The sequence below is a fragment of the Spirilliplanes yamanashiensis genome (assembly GCF_016863475.1).
GTDB lineage: Bacteria > Actinomycetota > Actinomycetes > Mycobacteriales > Micromonosporaceae > Spirilliplanes > Spirilliplanes yamanashiensis.
Window position 1 is genome coordinate 184,642 of record NZ_BOOY01000003.1, and the last position, 15,595, is coordinate 200,236.

The window sequence follows — 15,595 nt, forward strand, 5'->3', positions numbered from 1 at the left end:
CGCGGGTGAGCACGACTATCCCTAGAGTGAACCTGTGGCAGCCACGTACTGGGGGCCGGACTTCGCGGCGCTGGAGAGCGTCGACCCCGAGATCGCCGGGGTGGTGACGGGCGAGCTCGAGCGCCTGCGCGGCGGTCTGCAGCTCATCGCGAGCGAGAACCTGACCTCACCGGCCGTGCTGGCCGCGCTGGGGTCCACCCTCACGAACAAGTATGCCGAGGGTTACCCGGGCCGGCGGTACTACGGCGGCTGCGCGCAGGTCGACCGCGCCGAGGAGCTGGGCGTCGAGCGCGCGAAGGACCTGTTCGGCGCGGAGCACGCCAACCTGCAGCCGCACTCGGGGGCGTCGGCGAACCTGGCCGCGTACGCCGCGCTGGTGCAGCCCGGCGACACGGTGCTGGCGATGGAGCTGCCGCACGGCGGGCACCTGACCCACGGCAGCAAGGTCAACTTCTCCGGCAAGTGGTTCCACACCGTCGGCTACACCGTGCGCAGCGACACCGAGTGCATCGACTACGACGAGGTGCGCGACCTGGCCCTGGCGCACCGGCCGAAGATGATCATCTGCGGGGCGACGGCGTACCCGCGGCTCATCGACTTCGCCCGGTTCCGCGAGATCGCCGACGAGGCCGGGGCGTACCTGATGGTCGACGCCGCCCACTTCATCGGCCTGGTGGCCGGCCGGGCGATCCCGTCGCCGGTGCCGCACGCCGACGTCGTCTGCGCCACCACCCACAAGGTGCTGCGCGGCCCGCGCGGCGGCATGATCCTGTGCCGCGAGGAGCTGGCGCAGCGCATCGACAAGGCCGTCTTCCCGTTCACCCAGGGCGGCCCGCTCATGCACGCCGTCGCCGCGAAGGCGGTCGCCCTGCGCGAGGCGGCGCTGCCGGAGTTCCACACGTACGCGGTGCAGGTGGTCCGCAACGCGCAGGCGCTGGCGTCGGCACTGGCCGCCGAGGGGATGCGCCCGGTGTCCGGCGGCACGGACACCCACCTGGCCCTGCTGGACCTCCGCGAGGCCGGGGTGACCGGGCTGGCTGCCGAGCTGCGGTGCGATGCTGCGAGGATCACCCTGAACAAGAACGCGATCCCGTACGACCCGGAGCGGCCGGCCACGGCCTCCGGGGTGCGGGTCGGAACCCCCTGCGTCACCACGCAGGGGATGCGGGAGGCGGAGATGCGGCAGATCGCGGGCCTGATCGCCACGGCGGTCCGGAACGACCCGGCCACCACGGCGGGGGCGGCGCGCCTGCGCGACGTCGCGGACGAGGTGTCGGCCCTGGTCGGCAAGTTCCCGGCGTACCCGGAGCCCCGGTGAGCGCCCCGGACGCGGAGCCGGCGGCCGGCGTCACCGCCGACCGGCCGGCCGTGCCCGCGCAGCGCCTCACGTTCTTCGGCCCGCCCCGCGACGACGACGACCGGCCGCTGCCGCAGCTGCCGCCGCTGCCGGCCGACCCGCGCTGGCGCATCGAGCACCTGCCGATGGTCGCCGCCGCCGGCTTCGCCCTGGTGTTCTGCGCCGGCTCGGCGGGCTTCTTCCTCGGCGGGCCGACCGCCGCGCTCGGCGCCGCCGCCGGCGTCTTCGTCGTCACCGTCGGCGCCACGATGTCCACCCTGGCCATTGCGTGGGCCGACGCCGTCCGCCCGGCCCTCGTCATGCCGGTCGGGCTGCTCGCCTATGTGATCAAGTTCGCTCTCGTGGCGTTCGTCATGCTGAGCGTCGGCGAGAGCGGCTGGGCCGGGGGCGTCCCGATGGCCTGGGGGCTCGCCGGCGGGGTCGTCGCGCTGACCGCCGTGCAGGCGTGGTGGGTGGCCCGGCTGGCCCGCCGCCACCTGCCCGACGGCCCGCCCGGCACGCCATGAGCGCCCAGCTCACAACCCCTTTCGTGGTCGCCGGCGGCGCCGCCGCGCTGGACCGGGTGACGCCCGCGCGCCGATCGTGGCATGTGCTCGACTCCGGGGAGTACCGTGTGCCCGAGTCGAGCGCCCACCCGTCGCCCGGACGACCGAGTGTTGTCCGGGGGGTCTGGCACAGCCTGGTGTTACCGGCTGATATCGTTCGCCCGGTCATGGCCGGTCAGCAGCCCCCTCCCGAATCCCGCAAGGACGACGCCCAGCAGCCTCCCGACACCGGGGGCGGCATGGTGTCGATCTCCTATCTGATCGCGGGCATCGTGGTCTGGGGCGGCGTCGGTTGGCTGGTGGATTCGTGGCTCGGCACGAACGGCATCGCGGCGGGTATCGGCGCGGTGGTCGGTGCCGCCGCCGGGGTCTATCTCATCGTGCGCCGACTCGGCGCCTGACCTGGAAGGGCTACGGTGACCGGTCAGTCGATCGTCCTCGCGGCGGAAGTTCCGTTCCCGCCGAGCGTCGAGGACTTCTACCTGCCCAGCATTGTGCCGTGGGGTGGACACGAGTCCTACTGGTTCACGAAGATCACGCTGCTCCTCTGGCTGAGCGTCGCGATCCTCATCATCTTCTTCCTGGTCGCGTCCCGTAAGCCGCAGCTCGTGCCGACCAAGAAGCAGTGGATCGCCGAGTCGCTCTACGGCTTCGTGCGCAACAACATCTCCATCGACATGATCGGCAAGGAGGGCGTGCGCTTCGCGCCGTACCTCGCGACGCTGTTCAGCTTCATCTTCATCATGAACATCTGGGCCATCGTCCCGGGCGCGCAGATCTCGCCGAACTCGCACATCGCGTTCCCGGCGATCCTCGCGGTGATCAGCTGGGTGATGTTCATCTACCTGGGCTTCCGGAAGCACGGCGCGGGCTACATCAAGCACGCGCTGGTGCCCCCGGCGCCCTGGTTCATCCTGCCGATCCTGGTGCCGATCGAGTTCTTCTCGAACTTCATCGTGCGGCCGTTCTCGCTGGCGGTCCGGCTCTTCGCGAACATGTTCGCCGGCCACATGCTGCTGCTGGTCTTCACGCTCGGCGGGTTCGCGATGATCAACGCGAATCTCTGGCTCGCGCCGGTCTCGGTGCTGTCGTGGGTCATGGCCATCGCCCTGACCTTCCTGGACTTCGCGATCTGCGCCCTGCAGGCCTACGTCTTCACGGTGCTGACGGCCAGCTACATCCAGGGCTCGCTCGCCGAAGAGCACTGAGTTTCCTTGTGTCAGACCCGTTGTCGTCCCGCGTGACAGTCACGCGAGATACCAGGAGGAATCACTAATGGACGTGTACGCCGCCGTAGAGGGCAGCACCGCCGCCATCGGTTACGGCCTCGCCGCGATCGGCCCCGGCATCGGTGTCGGCCTGGTCTTCTCGGCCTACATCCAGTCGACCGCCCGCCAGCCGGAGTCGGCCCGCATCACCCAGCCGTTCGTCTGGATCGGCTTCGCCGTGATCGAGGTCCTCGCGCTGCTCGGCATCGCGTTCGGCTTCATCTGGGCGGACATGCGCTGATCGTCCGTCCCACTCGGAGGTTTCCATGCTCAACATTCTCGCCGCCGAGGGCGGCACGGAGCACAACCCGATCATCCCGCTCTGGCAGGAGCTGGTGCTCGGCACGATCGCGTTCGCGATCCTCTGCTTCGTCCTCATGAAGTTCGTCTTCCCCCGCATGGAGCAGACCTTCCGGGCGCGGGTCGACGCCATCGAGGGCGGTCTCAAGCGTGCCGAGGCCGCCCAGGCCGAGGCCAACGAGCTGCTCGAGCAGTACCGGGTCCAGCTGTCCGAGGCCCGCACCGAGGCCGCTCGCATCCGCGACGAGGCGCGCGCCGACGCGGAGGAGATCCGCGCCGACGTGCTCGCCAAGGCGCGGGAGGAGTCGGACCGGATCATCTCGTCCGGCCGCGACGCCCTCGCCGCCCAGCGCGAGAGCATCGTGCGGGACCTGCGCGCCGAGGTCGGCACGCTCGCGGTCGACCTGGCGGGTCGCATCGTGGGTGAGTCGCTCGCCGACGAGGCCCGCAACCGGGGCACCGTCGAGCGGTTCCTCGACAGCCTCGACACCACGGCCGGGGGGCGGCGCTGATGTCCGCTGCCACCCGGGAGGCGTACGCCGAGGCGACGGGCAAGCTCGCCGCATACGGCAAGCAGGCCACCGCGGAGAACGTGGCGGCCGTCGCCGACGAGGTGCTGGCGGTCGCGCGCCTGCTCGGCCGTGAGCCCCGGCTGCGCCGGGCCCTCACGGACCCGTCGAGGTCGGGCAAGCAGCGGGCCGAGCTGCTCGGCTCGCTGCTGTCCGGCAAGGTCGGCGTCGTCACCGTCGAGCTGGTCGGCGCGCTGGTGGCCGGCCGCTGGTCGGCGCCGAGCGAGCTGCTCACCGCGACCGAGCGGCTCGCGGTCGACGCGCTGCTGCTCAGCGCGGACCGGGCGGGCGAGCTCTCCGAGGTGGAGGACGAGCTCTTCCGCTTCGGGCAGCTCGTGAGCGCCACCCCGGCCCTGGCCGCGGTGCTCGCCGACGTGAGCGCCACTCAGGAACGCCGGGTTACTCTGGTCAGGGACCTGCTGAAGGGCAAGGTCCGGTTGGCCACGGGCAAGCTCGTCGAGGTGGCACTGGCCGGCTTCGGTGGCCGCGGGTTCGAGGTCTCCCTGACTCGGATGGTCGAGCTGGCGGCGGCGAAGCGCGACCGCGAGGTGGCGTACGTGACCGTGGCCCGTCCGCTCGCCGAGACGGACGAGCAGCGGCTCGCCGCGAAGCTGTCCGAACTGTACGGCCGGCAGGTTTCGCTGAAGATCGACGTCGATCCGAACATCATCGGCGGCATCAGCGTCCGGGTCGGCTCCGACCTCTACGACGGCACGATCCTGCGGCGACTCACCGAAGCCCGGCAGGCGTTCGCCAAATAGCAAACTCCCTCGGGGGCGGCGCCGCCGAGCAGACTAGAGAAGGCAGAGGATGGCCGAGCTGACCATCTCCTCGGACGAGATCCGAGGGGCGCTAGAGCGCTACGTCTCGTCCTACACGCCCGAGACCTCCCGCGAGGAGGTCGGCGTCGTCAGCGACGCGGGCGACGGCATCGCGCACGTCGAGGGTCTGCCCTCGACGATGGCGAACGAACTGCTCGAGTTCGAGGACGGCACGCTGGGCGTGTCGCTGAACCTCGACGTCCGCGAGATCGGCGTCGTGGTGCTGGGCGACTTCGCCGGCATCGAGGAGGGCCAGCAGGTCAAGCGGACCGGCCGCGTCCTCTCCGTGCCGGTCGGCGACGCCTTCCTCGGCCGCGTGGTGAACCCCCTGGGCGAGCCCATCGACGACCGCGGCGACATCGCCAACGAGGGCTTCCGCGAGCTGGAGCTGCAGGCGCCGAACGTGATGGCGCGCCAGCCCGTCAAGGAGCCGCTGCAGACCGGCATCAAGGCCATCGACGCGATGACCGCGATCGGCCGCGGCCAGCGCCAGCTGATCATCGGCGACCGCAAGACCGGCAAGACGACGGTCGCGCTCGACACGATCATCAACCAGCGCGCCAACTGGGAGTCGGGCGACCCGAAGAAGCAGGTCCGCTGCATCTACGTCGCCATCGGCCAGAAGGCGTCCACCATCGCCGCGACCCGGGGCATCCTCGAGGAGCACGGCGCGATGGAATACACGACCATCGTGGCCTCCCCGGCGTCCGACCCGGCCGGCTTCAAGTACATCGCGCCGTACGCCGGCTCGTCCATCGGCCAGCACTGGATGTACAACGGCAAGCACGTCCTGATCGTCTTCGACGACCTGACCAAGCAGGCCGAGGCGTACCGCGCCGTGTCGCTGCTGCTGCGCCGCCCGCCGGGCCGCGAGGCGTACCCGGGCGACGTCTTCTACCTGCACTCCCGCCTGCTGGAGCGCTGCGCGAAGCTCTCCGACGAGCTGGGTGGCGGCTCGATGACCGGCCTGCCGATCATCGAGACGAAGGCCAACGACATCTCGGCCTACATCCCGACCAACGTCATCTCCATCACCGACGGCCAGGTCTTCCTCGAGTCCGACCTGTTCAACTCGGGTGTGCGTCCCGCCATCAACGTCGGCACCTCGGTGTCGCGCGTCGGCGGCGCCGCCCAGGTGAAGGGCATGAAGCGGGTCGCCGGCCGCCTGCGCCTCGACCTGGCGCAGTTCCGTGAGCTGGAGGCGTTCTCGGCGTTCGCGTCCGACCTGGACAAGACGTCGCGGGCCCAGCTGGAGAAGGGCGCCCGCCTGGTCGAGCTGCTCAAGCAGCCGCAGTACTCGCCGTTCTCGGTGGAGGAGCAGATCGTCAGCGTGTGGGCCGGCACCACGGGCCAGCTCGACGACATCCCGGTCGGCGACGTGCGCCGCTTCGAGCGGGAGTTCCTCGACTGGCTGCGCCGGCACCGCTCGGACCTGTTCACGAGCATCGCGTCGACGAACAACCTCACGGACGACAACGTCGAGGGCCTGACGTCGGCCGTGTCGGAGTTCAAGCCGCAGTTCCTGGCGGGCGAGACCGGGATCCGCCTCAACGAGGCGCCGGCCAAGCCGCTCGAGGGCGACGAGAACCACGAGACCGTGACCCGTGAGGTCCGCCCTGCGGCGGGCGCCACTGCCGCGGACGAGAGCTAGTCATGGCTGGTCAGGTACAGGCCCTTCGGCGGCGGATCCGCACGGTCAAGTCGACGAAGAAGATCGCCAAGGCGCAGGAGCTGGTGGCCACCAGCCGCATCGCCAAGGCGCAGGAGCGGGTCGCCGCCTCCAAGCCGTACGCGGAGGCGATCACCCAGGTGCTGACGGAGCTCGCCTCCAACGCCACCCTGGAGAACCCGCTGCTGACGCCCCGTCCGCAGGTGCGGCGGGCCGGCGTCCTGCTGATCACCAGCGACCGGGGCCTGGCCGGGGCGTACAACGCCAACGCGATCCGGACCGCCGAGCAGCTGATCGCACGGCTGCGGGAGGACGGCAAGCAGGTGGCGCTGTACGTGGTCGGCCGCAAGGGCGTCACGTACTACCGGTTCCGCAACCGGGACATCGCCGCGAGCTGGACGGGCTTCTCCGAGCGGCCCACGTTCGACGACGCGCGGACGATCGGCGAGTCGCTGATCGCCGCGTTCTCGGCGGGCGCGGACGACGGCGAGGACCACCTCGGCCCGGACGACATCCAGGGCGTGGACGAGCTGCACATCGTCAACACCCAGTTCAAGTCGCTCATGACCCAGACCGCGCAGGCGCGCTTCCTGGCGCCGATGCAGGTCGAGGACAAGGAGCGCGAGCCGGGGCTGCGAGCGGCGTACGAGTTCGAGCCGGAGGCGGACGAGCTGCTGAACGCCCTGCTGCCGAAGTACATCAACACCCGCATCTACGCGGCGTTGCTGGACTCGGCGGCGAGCGAGTCGGCGTCCCGGCGCCGCGCCATGAAGTCCGCGTCCGACAACGCGGACGACCTGCTCAAGCGGTACACGCGGGAGATGAACTCCGCGCGGCAGGCCGCGATCACCCAGGAGATCAGTGAGATCGTCGGCGGCGCGAACGCGCTGGCGGCGGCGGGAAGTGATGTGTGATGACTGCTGTTGCTGAACCGACGAAGACCGGTGTCGGCCGCGTGGTCCGGGTCATCGGCCCGGTGGTCGACGCCGAGTTCCCGCGCGACGCCATGCCCGAGATCTTCAACGCGCTGCACGTCGAGGTGACCCTCTCCGAGGGCACCAAGAAGCTGACGCTCGAGGTCTCCCAGCACCTGGGCGACAACCTGGTCCGCGCGATCTCCATGCAGCCGACCGACGGCCTGGTCCGCGGGGCCGAGGTCACCGACACCGGCTCCGCGATCTCGGTGCCCGTCGGCGACGTGACCCGCGGGCACGTCTGGAACGCGCTGGGCGACGTGCTCAACGCCGACCCGGCGACCCTGGAGATCAAGGACCGGTGGGAGATCCACCGCAAGGCGCCGGCGTTCGCCGAGCTGGAGCCGAAGACGGAGATGCTGGAGACCGGCATCAAGGTCCTCGACCTGCTCGCGCCGTACGTGCGCGGTGGCAAGATCGGCCTGTTCGGTGGCGCGGGCGTGGGCAAGACGGTGCTCATCCAGGAGATGATCATCCGTGTCGCCCGCAACTTCGGTGGTACGTCCGTGTTCGCCGGCGTGGGTGAGCGCACCCGCGAGGGCAACGACCTCATCCTCGAGATGGACGAGGGCGGCGTGCTCGACAAGACCGCGCTGGTCTTCGGTCAGATGGACGAGCCGCCGGGCACCCGCCTGCGGGTCGCCCTGGCCGCGCTGACGATGGCGGAGTACTTCCGGGACGTGCAGAACCAGGAGGTGCTGCTCTTCATCGACAACATCTTCCGGTTCACCCAGGCCGGTTCCGAGGTGTCGACGCTGCTCGGCCGCATGCCGTCCGCCGTGGGTTACCAGCCCACGCTGGCCGACGAGATGGGCGAGCTGCAGGAGCGCATCACGAGTGTCCGCGGCAAGGCCATCACCTCGCTGCAGGCGATCTACGTGCCCGCCGACGACTACACCGACCCGGCGCCGGCCACCACGTTCGCCCACCTGGACGCGACGACCAACCTCGAGCGGTCGATCTCGGACAAGGGCATCTACCCGGCCGTGGACCCGCTGGCCTCCAGCTCGCGGATCCTCGCCCCCGAGTACGTGGGCGCCGAGCACTACGCGGTCGCCCGCGAGGTGCAGCGCATCCTGCAGAAGTACAAGGACCTCCAGGACATCATCGCCATCCTCGGCATGGACGAGCTCTCCGAGGAGGACAAGGTCACGGTCGCCCGTGCCCGGCGCATCGAGCGCTTCCTCTCGCAGAACACGTACGCCGCCGAGCAGTTCACCGGCGTCCCGGGCTCGACGGTCCCGCTGAAGGAGACCATCGAGTCGTTCAAGAAGATCAGCGAGGGCGAGTACGACCACTTCCCCGAGCAGGCCTTCTTCATGTGCGGCGGGCTCGAGGACCTGGAGCGCAACGCGCACGAGATGATGAACAGCTGACGTCTGCTGTTAATCTGCGAGCCGCGCCGGCGTCACGCCGGCGCGGCTTCGCCGTTGTCGAATGCAGTGCCCCGTGCCCTCCAGTCCCGCAGGAGTCGAACCGCGATGGCCGGCAGCAGCAAGAGCAAGGCCCCCCGCTGGGCGACGGTGACGCTGATCGCCGGCGCGCTCCTCATGGTCGTCAGCGGCGGCGGCCTGGTGACGAGCCAGGCGCTCGCGGCCCGCTACGCGGGGGCGGTGCAGAACGAGGACCTGTTCGGTGACGCCGCCGGCGGCACGGAGGACACGGGCAGCGACATCGAGGGCCCGCTGAACTTCCTGCTGGTGGGCATCGACCCGCGGGACCCGGCGACCCCGCCGCTGGCCGACTCGATCATGGTCGTGCACGTGCCGAAGGACATGGAGTCGGCGTACGTCTTCTCCATCCCGCGTGACACCTACGTCGAGATCCCGGCGTTCGAGAAGGCCGGCATCGGCACCCAGCACGGCAAGATCAACGGCGCGATGGCGATGGGCAGCCGGGTGCCCGGCAAGCAGCTGCCGAGCACCGTCCAGGGCTTCGAGCTGCTGAGCAAGACGGTGTCGAAGCTCACCGGCATCGAGCGCTTCGACGCGGGCGCGATCGTCAACTTCGACGGCTTCAAGAAGGTCGTCGACGCGCTCGGCGGCGTCGACATGTACATCGACGAGCGCACGAAGTCGGAGCACCTGGCGCCGGACGGCTCCAAGCGCCCGTACCGGCCGAGGTACCGGGGCGACGAGCACCCGTACGTCGGCCCGCAGAAGGTCTACGAGGTGGGCCAGGCGCACCTGGAGGGCTGGGAGGCGCTGGACTTCGTCCGGCAGCGCTACGGCCTCAAGGGCACCGACTACGCCCGCCAGCGCCACCAGCAGCAGTTCCTCAAGGCGCTGGCCGACCAGGCGCTGAGCGCGGACGTGGTGACCAACCCGGTGAAGCTCGACAAGGTGCTGACGGCGGCGGGCAAGTCGCTGACGTTCAGCGGCCGCGGCCGCACCGTGCTGGACTTCGCGTTCGCGCTGAAGAGCATCCGCCCGGAGCAGATCACCACGATCAAGCTGAGCGGCGGGTCGTACATGGTCAACGGCCGCTACCAGGGCGAGCAGCTGAAGGAGGGCACGGACGAGCTGTTCGCGTCGATCCGGTCGGACTCCATCGACGAGTTCCTGCTCAACAACCCCTCCTTCATCAATCGCGCCAAGTAGTCACAGGGGCACCCCGCGCGTTTGGCCGCCCGCCGGCCGGGAATGCTCGACTACGCAAGAAACTCTCAGTTTCGCTGGCTAGCGTCGATGCAACGTAGGTGGTGGCGTGACCCGTCATCACTCAGGGCCGCGTCCGCGGCCGGACGGCGCATCGACTCGCGGAGGCACGGGCGGCATGGGCGGCACGAAGGACGGCGGCAGACAGCAGAGCCCGCGCTGGGCCCGCTGGTGCGCGATCCTGGGCGTGGTCCTCATGGTCGCCAGCGGCGGCACGCTGGTGCTCCAGCAGGTGCTGGTGAAGCGCTACGCGGGGGCCGTGAAGACCGACGACCTGTTCGGCGACCAGGCCGCCGCGGCGAGCACCGGCAAGGTCGAGACGGTCACCACGAAGTCGCTCAAGGGGCCGCTGAACGTGCTGCTCGTGGGCGTCGACCCGCGGGACGCCTCGCAGGAGCCGCGCTCCGACTCGATCATCATCGCGCACATCCCGTCCGGGCTGGACAGCGCGTACCTGTTCTCCATCCCGCGCGACACCGTCGTCGACATCCCGGCGTTCCCGAAGGCCGGCTACTACGGCGGCCGCGGCAAGATCAACGGCGCGATGGCGAACGGCAGCCGCCGGCCCGGCAGGACGCCCAGCGTGGCGCAGGGCTTCGAGCTGCTCAGCAAGACGGTCAGCGCGTACACCGGCATCAAGCGCTTCGACGCGGGCGCCATCATCGACTTCTCCGGCTTCAAGAAGATCGTCGACGCGATGGGCGGGGTCACCATGACCATCGACCAGCGGGTCCGGAGCGAGCACCTGCAGCCGGACGGCTCGCCGCGCCACCTGCCGTACCCGGGCGCCCACTACACGGGCCCGCAGATGGTCTACGAGAAGGGCACCCACCACCTCAACGGCTGGCAGGCCCTCGACCTGGTGCGGCAGCGCTACGGCCTCAAGAACGGCGACTACGACCGGCAGAAGCACCAGCAGCAGTTCCTCAAGGCGATGGCGGCCCAGGCGCTCAGCGCCGACGTGGTCACCAACCCGATCAAGCTCGACCAGGTGCTGCGGGCCGCCGGGCAGTCGCTGACCTTCAACGGCCGCGGCAACTCGGTCGTCGACTTCGCCTTCGCCCTCAAGGGCCTGCGCGGCGACGACATCACGATGGTGCGGCTCAAGGGCGGCGGCATCGGCACCGGCAGCAACTACCGCGGCGAGCGGCTGGAACCGATCAGCCAGGACTTCTTCGCCGCCGTGCAGGCCGACACCGTGGCCACGTTCCTCGCCGCGCACCCCGAGTTGATCAACGACGAGAGCTGACCCGGCGCGCCGGGGGGACACCCGTCCGTCTAGACTTGCCCCGACACTGTTGACGGCGGGGAGCCGGACACTCCAGGGAGACAGCGTGGCCAAGCAGCTGCACGTCGAGGTCGTTGCCGTCGAGGAGAAGATCTGGGCGGGCGAGGCCGAGATGCTGGTCGCGCGCACCACCGAGGGCGAGATCGGCGTCCTGCCGGGCCACTCGCCGCTGCTGGGCCTGCTCAAGGAGCCCTCGCAGGTGCGGGTGAAGCTGGCCGACGGCCAGCAGCTCGCCTACGAGGTGGCGGGCGGCTTCCTCTCCGTCAGCCCCGAGGGCGTCACGGTCCTCGCCGAGAGCGCCACGCCGGTCGAGCCGGCCGCCGCGCACTGAACCGCCCGCCGCGATGCAGATTCTGGAATGGTTCGGAATCGTCGTCGCGGCCCTGGCCGGTCTGCTGCTCTTCCTGTTCCTGCGCCGCCGGGTGCTGATGCGCTCGGGCGGCACCATCACGCTCCAGGTCCGGGTCACCACCGTGGTGCCGGGGCGCGGGTGGTCCGCCGGGCTCGGCGTCTTCCACGGCGACGAGCTGCGGTTCTACCGCATGTTCAGCTTCTCGCCCCGGCCGAAGCGGGTGCTCACCCGCGGCGGGCTCGCCGTCGACTGCCGGCGCGCCCCTGAGGGCCCCGAGCGCATGACGATGCCGGGCGACTGGGTGGTGCTGCGCTGCACCAGCTTCCAGGCGCCGGTCGAGATCGCCATGGCGGCCGGCACCGTCACCGGCTTCCTGTCGTGGCTGGAGGCCGGGCCGCCGGGGCCGCCCGGGTCCGTGACACCCCGGCCGGCCATCCGGCCCACCCCGCTCGACAGCTAGCCGCCCTGCGTCTTGCCGGGCCGCCACAGCACGTCGCCGTCCGGGTTCGCCACCCGCGACAGGATGAACAGCAGGTCCGACAGGCGGTTCAGGTACGTGATCGGCAGCGTCGACGTGCGGTCCGGGTCCGCCGCGTGCAGGGCCCAGGCGCTGCGCTCCGCCCGCCGTGCCACCGTGCGCGCCACGTGCAGCAGGGCGGCGCCGGGGGTGCCGCCGGGCAGGATGAACGACGTCAGTTCGGTGAGCCGTTCGTTGTAGTCGTCGCACCAGCCCTCCAGGCGGTCGACGTACGCCTGGGTGACGCGCAGCGGCGGGTACTCGGGGTCGGGCGCCACCGGGTTGCTCAGGTCGGCGCCGACGTCGAACAGGTCGTTCTGGATCGCCGCCAGCACCTCCCGCACGTCGCCGGGCAGCGCGCCGAGGGCCAGCGCGACGCCCAGCGCGGCGTTGCACTCGTCCGTGTCGGCGTAGGCCGCGATGCGCGGGTCCGTCTTGGGAACCAGGTCGTTGTTGCTCAGCCGGGTGGAGCCGGAGTCGCCCGCCCGGGTGTAGATCCTCGTCAGATGCACCGCCATGCGACCCACCCTAGAGCCCGTGACGTCCCCGACAGGAGGACGGCTCGCACGACGCCGGGCCGCCGGTGCCCATACGATGGCGCACGTGGATGTGATCAGGGTCAAGGGTGGGGCGCGGCTGGCCGGCGAGGTCGCGGTCGGCGGCGCGAAGAACTCCGCGCTGAAGCTGATGGCGGCGACGCTGCTCGCCCCCGGCGCCAGCGTGGTGGCGAACGTCCCCCGGATCACCGACATCGCGATCATGGCCGAGGTGCTGCGGCGGCTCGGCTGCACGGTCGCCCTGGAGGGCACGTCGGCCACCATCACGGTGCCCGACGAGCCCGGCTCGGAGGCCGACTACGACCTGGTGCGGCGGCTGCGGGCGTCCATCTGCGTGCTGGGGCCGCTGCTGGCCCGCCGCGGGTACGTGCGGGTGGCACACCCCGGCGGCGACGCGATCGGCTCGCGCGGCCTCGACATGCACGTGGCGGGCCTGTCCCGGATGGGCGCCGACATCTCCGGCGAGCACGGGTTCGTCATCGCCTCCGCGCCCGGCGGCCTGCACGGCGCGACGATCTGGCTCGACTTCCCGAGCGTGGGCGCCACGGAGAACCTGCTGATGGCGGCGGTGCTCGCCAAGGGCGTCACCGAGATCGACAACGCGGCCCGCGAGCCCGAGATCGTCGACCTGTGCACCATGCTCACCGCGATGGGCGCGCACATCGACGGCGCCGGCACCTCCACGCTGCGGATCGAGGGCGTGGACGAGCTGCGGCCCGTCGAGCACGCCACCGTCGGCGACCGGATCGTGGCCGGCACGTGGGCGTTCGCGGCGGCGATGACCCGCGGCGACGTCACGGTGCGCGGGGTGCCCGCCGCCTACCTGGAGATCGCCCTCGACAAGGTGGTGTCGGCCGGGGGCGCGGTCGAGCCGCTCGGCGACGCGTTCCGGGTGCGGATCGACGACCGGCCGCGCGCCGTCGACATCGTGACGCTGCCGTACCCCGGCTTCGCGACCGACCTGCTGCCGATGGCGCTGGGGCTGGCCGCGGTGGCCGAGGGGTCGTCGCTGATCACCGAGAACATCTTCGACGGGCGCTTCCTGTTCGTGAACGAGATGGTGCGCCTGGGCGCCGACATCCGCACCGACGGCCACCACGCGGTGGTGCGCGGGCGCGAGCGGCTGTCCGGGGCGCCCGTGGCGGCCACGGACATCCGCGCGGGGGCCGGGCTGGTCGTCGCGGGGCTCTGTGCGGAGGGCGTGACCGAGGTCAGCCACGTGCACCACATCGACCGCGGCTACCCGGACTTCGTGCAGAACCTGCGCGATTTGGGTGTCGAGGTCGAGCGCGACAAGGCGCCCGACGAGGAGGCGTTCGGCTTCTAGGCCGGGTGGCCCTCGGGGGAGCCGCCCGCGGCGAGGCGGCGGGCGCGTTCCACCTCGTCGCTGAACACGAGCACGACGATGCGGCCGTCGTGCCGGACGGCCTCGGTGGCGCGGATGCCGGCCTCGCGCAGCAGGCGGCGCACCTCGGCGGCCACGTCGGCGTCGTCCGCGAGGGCGGCGGGGGCGAGCAGGCCGTAGTCCTCGTCGAGCGGGGCGCCGGCGAGCACGTCGAGGCCGTCCCAGCCGTCGCCGTCCCAGTCGTCCATGGCGCTGTCGCGGTCGATGCCCCAGCGCAGCACGCCGGCGAGCACGCCGATGAGAGCGAAGGCGATCATCGGCCCCGCGAGGTACCACCCGCCACTGGACGGCATGGGCACAGTGTGGCACCCCATTGTTGCGTTTCGGCCGGATTCGACCCGATCGGGATCGTGGACCCGGCCGTGCGGGATCCTGAACGCTGACTAAGGTTGGCGGGGACGACGACGTCGACGAGGAGGACGGCATGGCGGGACGGCTGGCGGTCATCGGCGCGGGGCTCATGGGGTCCGGCATCGCCCAGGTGGCGGCGCGGGCGGGCTGGCAGGTCACCATGCGGGACGTGGACGACGCCGCCGTGCAGCGGGGCCTCGCCGCCGTCCGCGACTCCCTCGGCCGGTTCGCCGCCAAGGGCACCATCGCCGCCGAGGACGTCGACGCCACGCTCGGCCGCATCACCGGCACCACCGACCTGGACGCCGCCGCCGACGCCGACGTGGTGATCGAGGCCGTCTTCGAGCGCATCGAGATCAAGCACGAGGTGTTCCGCGCCCTCGACAAGATCTGCAAGTCCGGGGCGGTGCTCGGGTCGAACACCTCCGCCATCCCGATCACCCAGATCGCCGCCGTCACCGACCGGCCCGAGAGCGTGGTCGGCGTCCACTTCTTCTCGCCGGTGCCGATGATGAAGCTGGTCGAGCTCGTGCGCGGCCTCAAGACCTCCGACGCCGCGCTGGCCACCGCCCGCACGTTCGCCGAGGACTGCGGCAAGGTGTGCGTGACCGTCAACCGCGACGTCGCGGGCTTCGTCACCACCCGGCTGCTCACCGCGTTCGTGGTCGAGGCCGTCAAGCTCGTCGAGGCCGGCGTCATCTCGGCCGAGGAGCTCGACACCGCGTGCAAGCTCGGCTTCGGCCACGCCATGGGCCCGCTGGCCACCGCCGACCTCACCGGCGTCGACATCCTGCTGCACGCCGCGCAGAACATCTACCGCGACACCGGCGACCCCAAGTTCTTCCCGCCGGAGCTGATGCAGCGCATGGTCACCGCGGGCGACCTCGGCCGCAAGTCCGGCCGCGGTTTCTACCAGCACTGAGCCGGCCGGTCGGCCGGCGGGCCGGGGGCCTATGCTGCCCGCC

The 15,595-nt window shown here is 71.0% G+C and carries 18 protein-coding genes; 16 read left to right on the forward strand and 2 right to left on the reverse strand.

All coding sequences use genetic code 11. From position 1 onward, the window contains the following. The first annotated feature begins 34 nt into the window (after nucleotides 1-34). The 14 genes from glyA (at nucleotide 35) to Sya03_RS03125 (ending at nucleotide 12,260) form a co-directional block, all read left to right on the forward strand. Complete coding sequence (gene glyA / locus Sya03_RS03060; protein ID WP_203936587.1) at nucleotides 35-1,318, forward strand: serine hydroxymethyltransferase; 1,284 nt, start codon at nucleotides 35-37, stop codon at nucleotides 1,316-1,318. Next, nucleotides 1,315-1,863: a hypothetical protein gene (locus tag Sya03_RS03065; protein ID WP_239107076.1), complete on the forward strand. Its 549-nt coding sequence runs from the start codon at nucleotides 1,315-1,317 to the stop codon at nucleotides 1,861-1,863. The genes glyA and Sya03_RS03065 overlap by 4 nt, the downstream gene beginning before the upstream one ends. Beyond that, nucleotides 1,860-2,303, forward strand: coding sequence for a hypothetical protein (locus tag Sya03_RS30750; RefSeq protein WP_239107077.1), 444 nt, complete (start codon nucleotides 1,860-1,862; stop codon nucleotides 2,301-2,303). The genes Sya03_RS03065 and Sya03_RS30750 overlap by 4 nt, the downstream gene beginning before the upstream one ends. A 15-nt stretch (nucleotides 2,304-2,318) precedes the next feature. Then, nucleotides 2,319-3,110, forward strand: coding sequence for a F0F1 ATP synthase subunit A (gene atpB / locus Sya03_RS03075; protein WP_203936588.1), 792 nt, complete (start codon nucleotides 2,319-2,321; stop codon nucleotides 3,108-3,110). A 67-nt stretch (nucleotides 3,111-3,177) separates the two neighbouring features. Beyond that, nucleotides 3,178-3,411 (forward strand): ATP synthase F0 subunit C, encoded by a 234-nt coding sequence (locus Sya03_RS03080; RefSeq protein WP_203936589.1) that lies wholly within the window; start codon nucleotides 3,178-3,180, stop codon nucleotides 3,409-3,411. 25 nt (nucleotides 3,412-3,436) lie between these two features. Beyond that, nucleotides 3,437-3,982 (forward strand): F0F1 ATP synthase subunit B, encoded by a 546-nt coding sequence (locus tag Sya03_RS03085; RefSeq protein ID WP_203936590.1) that lies wholly within the window; start codon nucleotides 3,437-3,439, stop codon nucleotides 3,980-3,982. Then, nucleotides 3,979-4,800, forward strand: coding sequence for a F0F1 ATP synthase subunit delta (locus tag Sya03_RS03090; protein ID WP_203936692.1), 822 nt, complete (start codon nucleotides 3,979-3,981; stop codon nucleotides 4,798-4,800). The genes Sya03_RS03085 and Sya03_RS03090 overlap by 4 nt, the downstream gene beginning before the upstream one ends. A gap of 49 nt (nucleotides 4,801-4,849) precedes the next feature. Next, nucleotides 4,850-6,511 (forward strand): F0F1 ATP synthase subunit alpha, encoded by a 1,662-nt coding sequence (gene atpA, locus Sya03_RS03095; RefSeq protein ID WP_203936591.1) that lies wholly within the window; start codon nucleotides 4,850-4,852, stop codon nucleotides 6,509-6,511. A 2-nt stretch (nucleotides 6,512-6,513) separates the two neighbouring features. After that, nucleotides 6,514-7,443 carry a F0F1 ATP synthase subunit gamma gene (locus tag Sya03_RS03100; RefSeq protein ID WP_203936592.1) on the forward strand — a complete coding sequence of 310 codons (930 nt, stop codon included), beginning with the start codon at nucleotides 6,514-6,516 and terminating at the stop codon, nucleotides 7,441-7,443. Further along, nucleotides 7,443-8,879, forward strand: coding sequence for a F0F1 ATP synthase subunit beta (gene atpD / locus Sya03_RS03105; RefSeq protein ID WP_203936593.1), 1,437 nt, complete (start codon nucleotides 7,443-7,445; stop codon nucleotides 8,877-8,879). The genes Sya03_RS03100 and atpD overlap by 1 nt, the downstream gene beginning before the upstream one ends. Nucleotides 8,880-8,984: 105 nt before the next feature. After that, a complete protein-coding gene (locus Sya03_RS03110; protein WP_203936594.1) occupies nucleotides 8,985-10,103 on the forward strand; it encodes an LCP family protein in 1,119 nt (372 codons plus the stop codon). 175 nt (nucleotides 10,104-10,278) lie between these two features. Then, nucleotides 10,279-11,409, forward strand: a complete 1,131-nt coding sequence (locus tag Sya03_RS03115) for an LCP family protein (protein WP_203936595.1) — start codon at nucleotides 10,279-10,281, stop codon at nucleotides 11,407-11,409. 85 nt (nucleotides 11,410-11,494) lie between these two features. Then, a complete protein-coding gene (locus Sya03_RS03120) occupies nucleotides 11,495-11,779 on the forward strand; it encodes a F0F1 ATP synthase subunit epsilon (protein ID WP_203936596.1) in 285 nt (94 codons plus the stop codon). A 13-nt stretch (nucleotides 11,780-11,792) separates the two neighbouring features. Continuing rightward, nucleotides 11,793-12,260, forward strand: coding sequence for a DUF2550 domain-containing protein (locus Sya03_RS03125; RefSeq protein ID WP_203936597.1), 468 nt, complete (start codon nucleotides 11,793-11,795; stop codon nucleotides 12,258-12,260). On the opposite strand, the gene Sya03_RS03130 is transcribed toward Sya03_RS03125, so the two are convergent. Then, nucleotides 12,257-12,835 carry a cob(I)yrinic acid a,c-diamide adenosyltransferase gene (locus Sya03_RS03130; protein ID WP_203936598.1) on the reverse strand — a complete coding sequence of 193 codons (579 nt, stop codon included), beginning with the start codon at nucleotides 12,833-12,835 and terminating at the stop codon, nucleotides 12,257-12,259. The genes Sya03_RS03125 and Sya03_RS03130 overlap by 4 nt on opposite strands. A gap of 76 nt (nucleotides 12,836-12,911) precedes the next feature. Between Sya03_RS03130 and murA the strand changes: the two genes are divergently transcribed. After that, nucleotides 12,912-14,201 carry a UDP-N-acetylglucosamine 1-carboxyvinyltransferase gene (gene murA / locus Sya03_RS03135; protein ID WP_203936599.1) on the forward strand — a complete coding sequence of 430 codons (1,290 nt, stop codon included), beginning with the start codon at nucleotides 12,912-12,914 and terminating at the stop codon, nucleotides 14,199-14,201. Here murA and Sya03_RS03140 read toward each other — a convergent pair. After that, on the reverse strand, nucleotides 14,198-14,572 hold the full coding sequence (locus tag Sya03_RS03140; protein ID WP_203936600.1) for a hypothetical protein: 375 nt from the start codon (nucleotides 14,570-14,572) through the stop codon (nucleotides 14,198-14,200). The genes murA and Sya03_RS03140 overlap by 4 nt on opposite strands. Before the next feature lie 131 nt (nucleotides 14,573-14,703). Between Sya03_RS03140 and Sya03_RS03145 the strand changes: the two genes are divergently transcribed. Then, nucleotides 14,704-15,552: a 3-hydroxyacyl-CoA dehydrogenase family protein gene (locus tag Sya03_RS03145; protein WP_203936601.1), complete on the forward strand. Its 849-nt coding sequence runs from the start codon at nucleotides 14,704-14,706 to the stop codon at nucleotides 15,550-15,552. Nucleotides 15,553-15,595 lie beyond the last annotated feature (43 nt).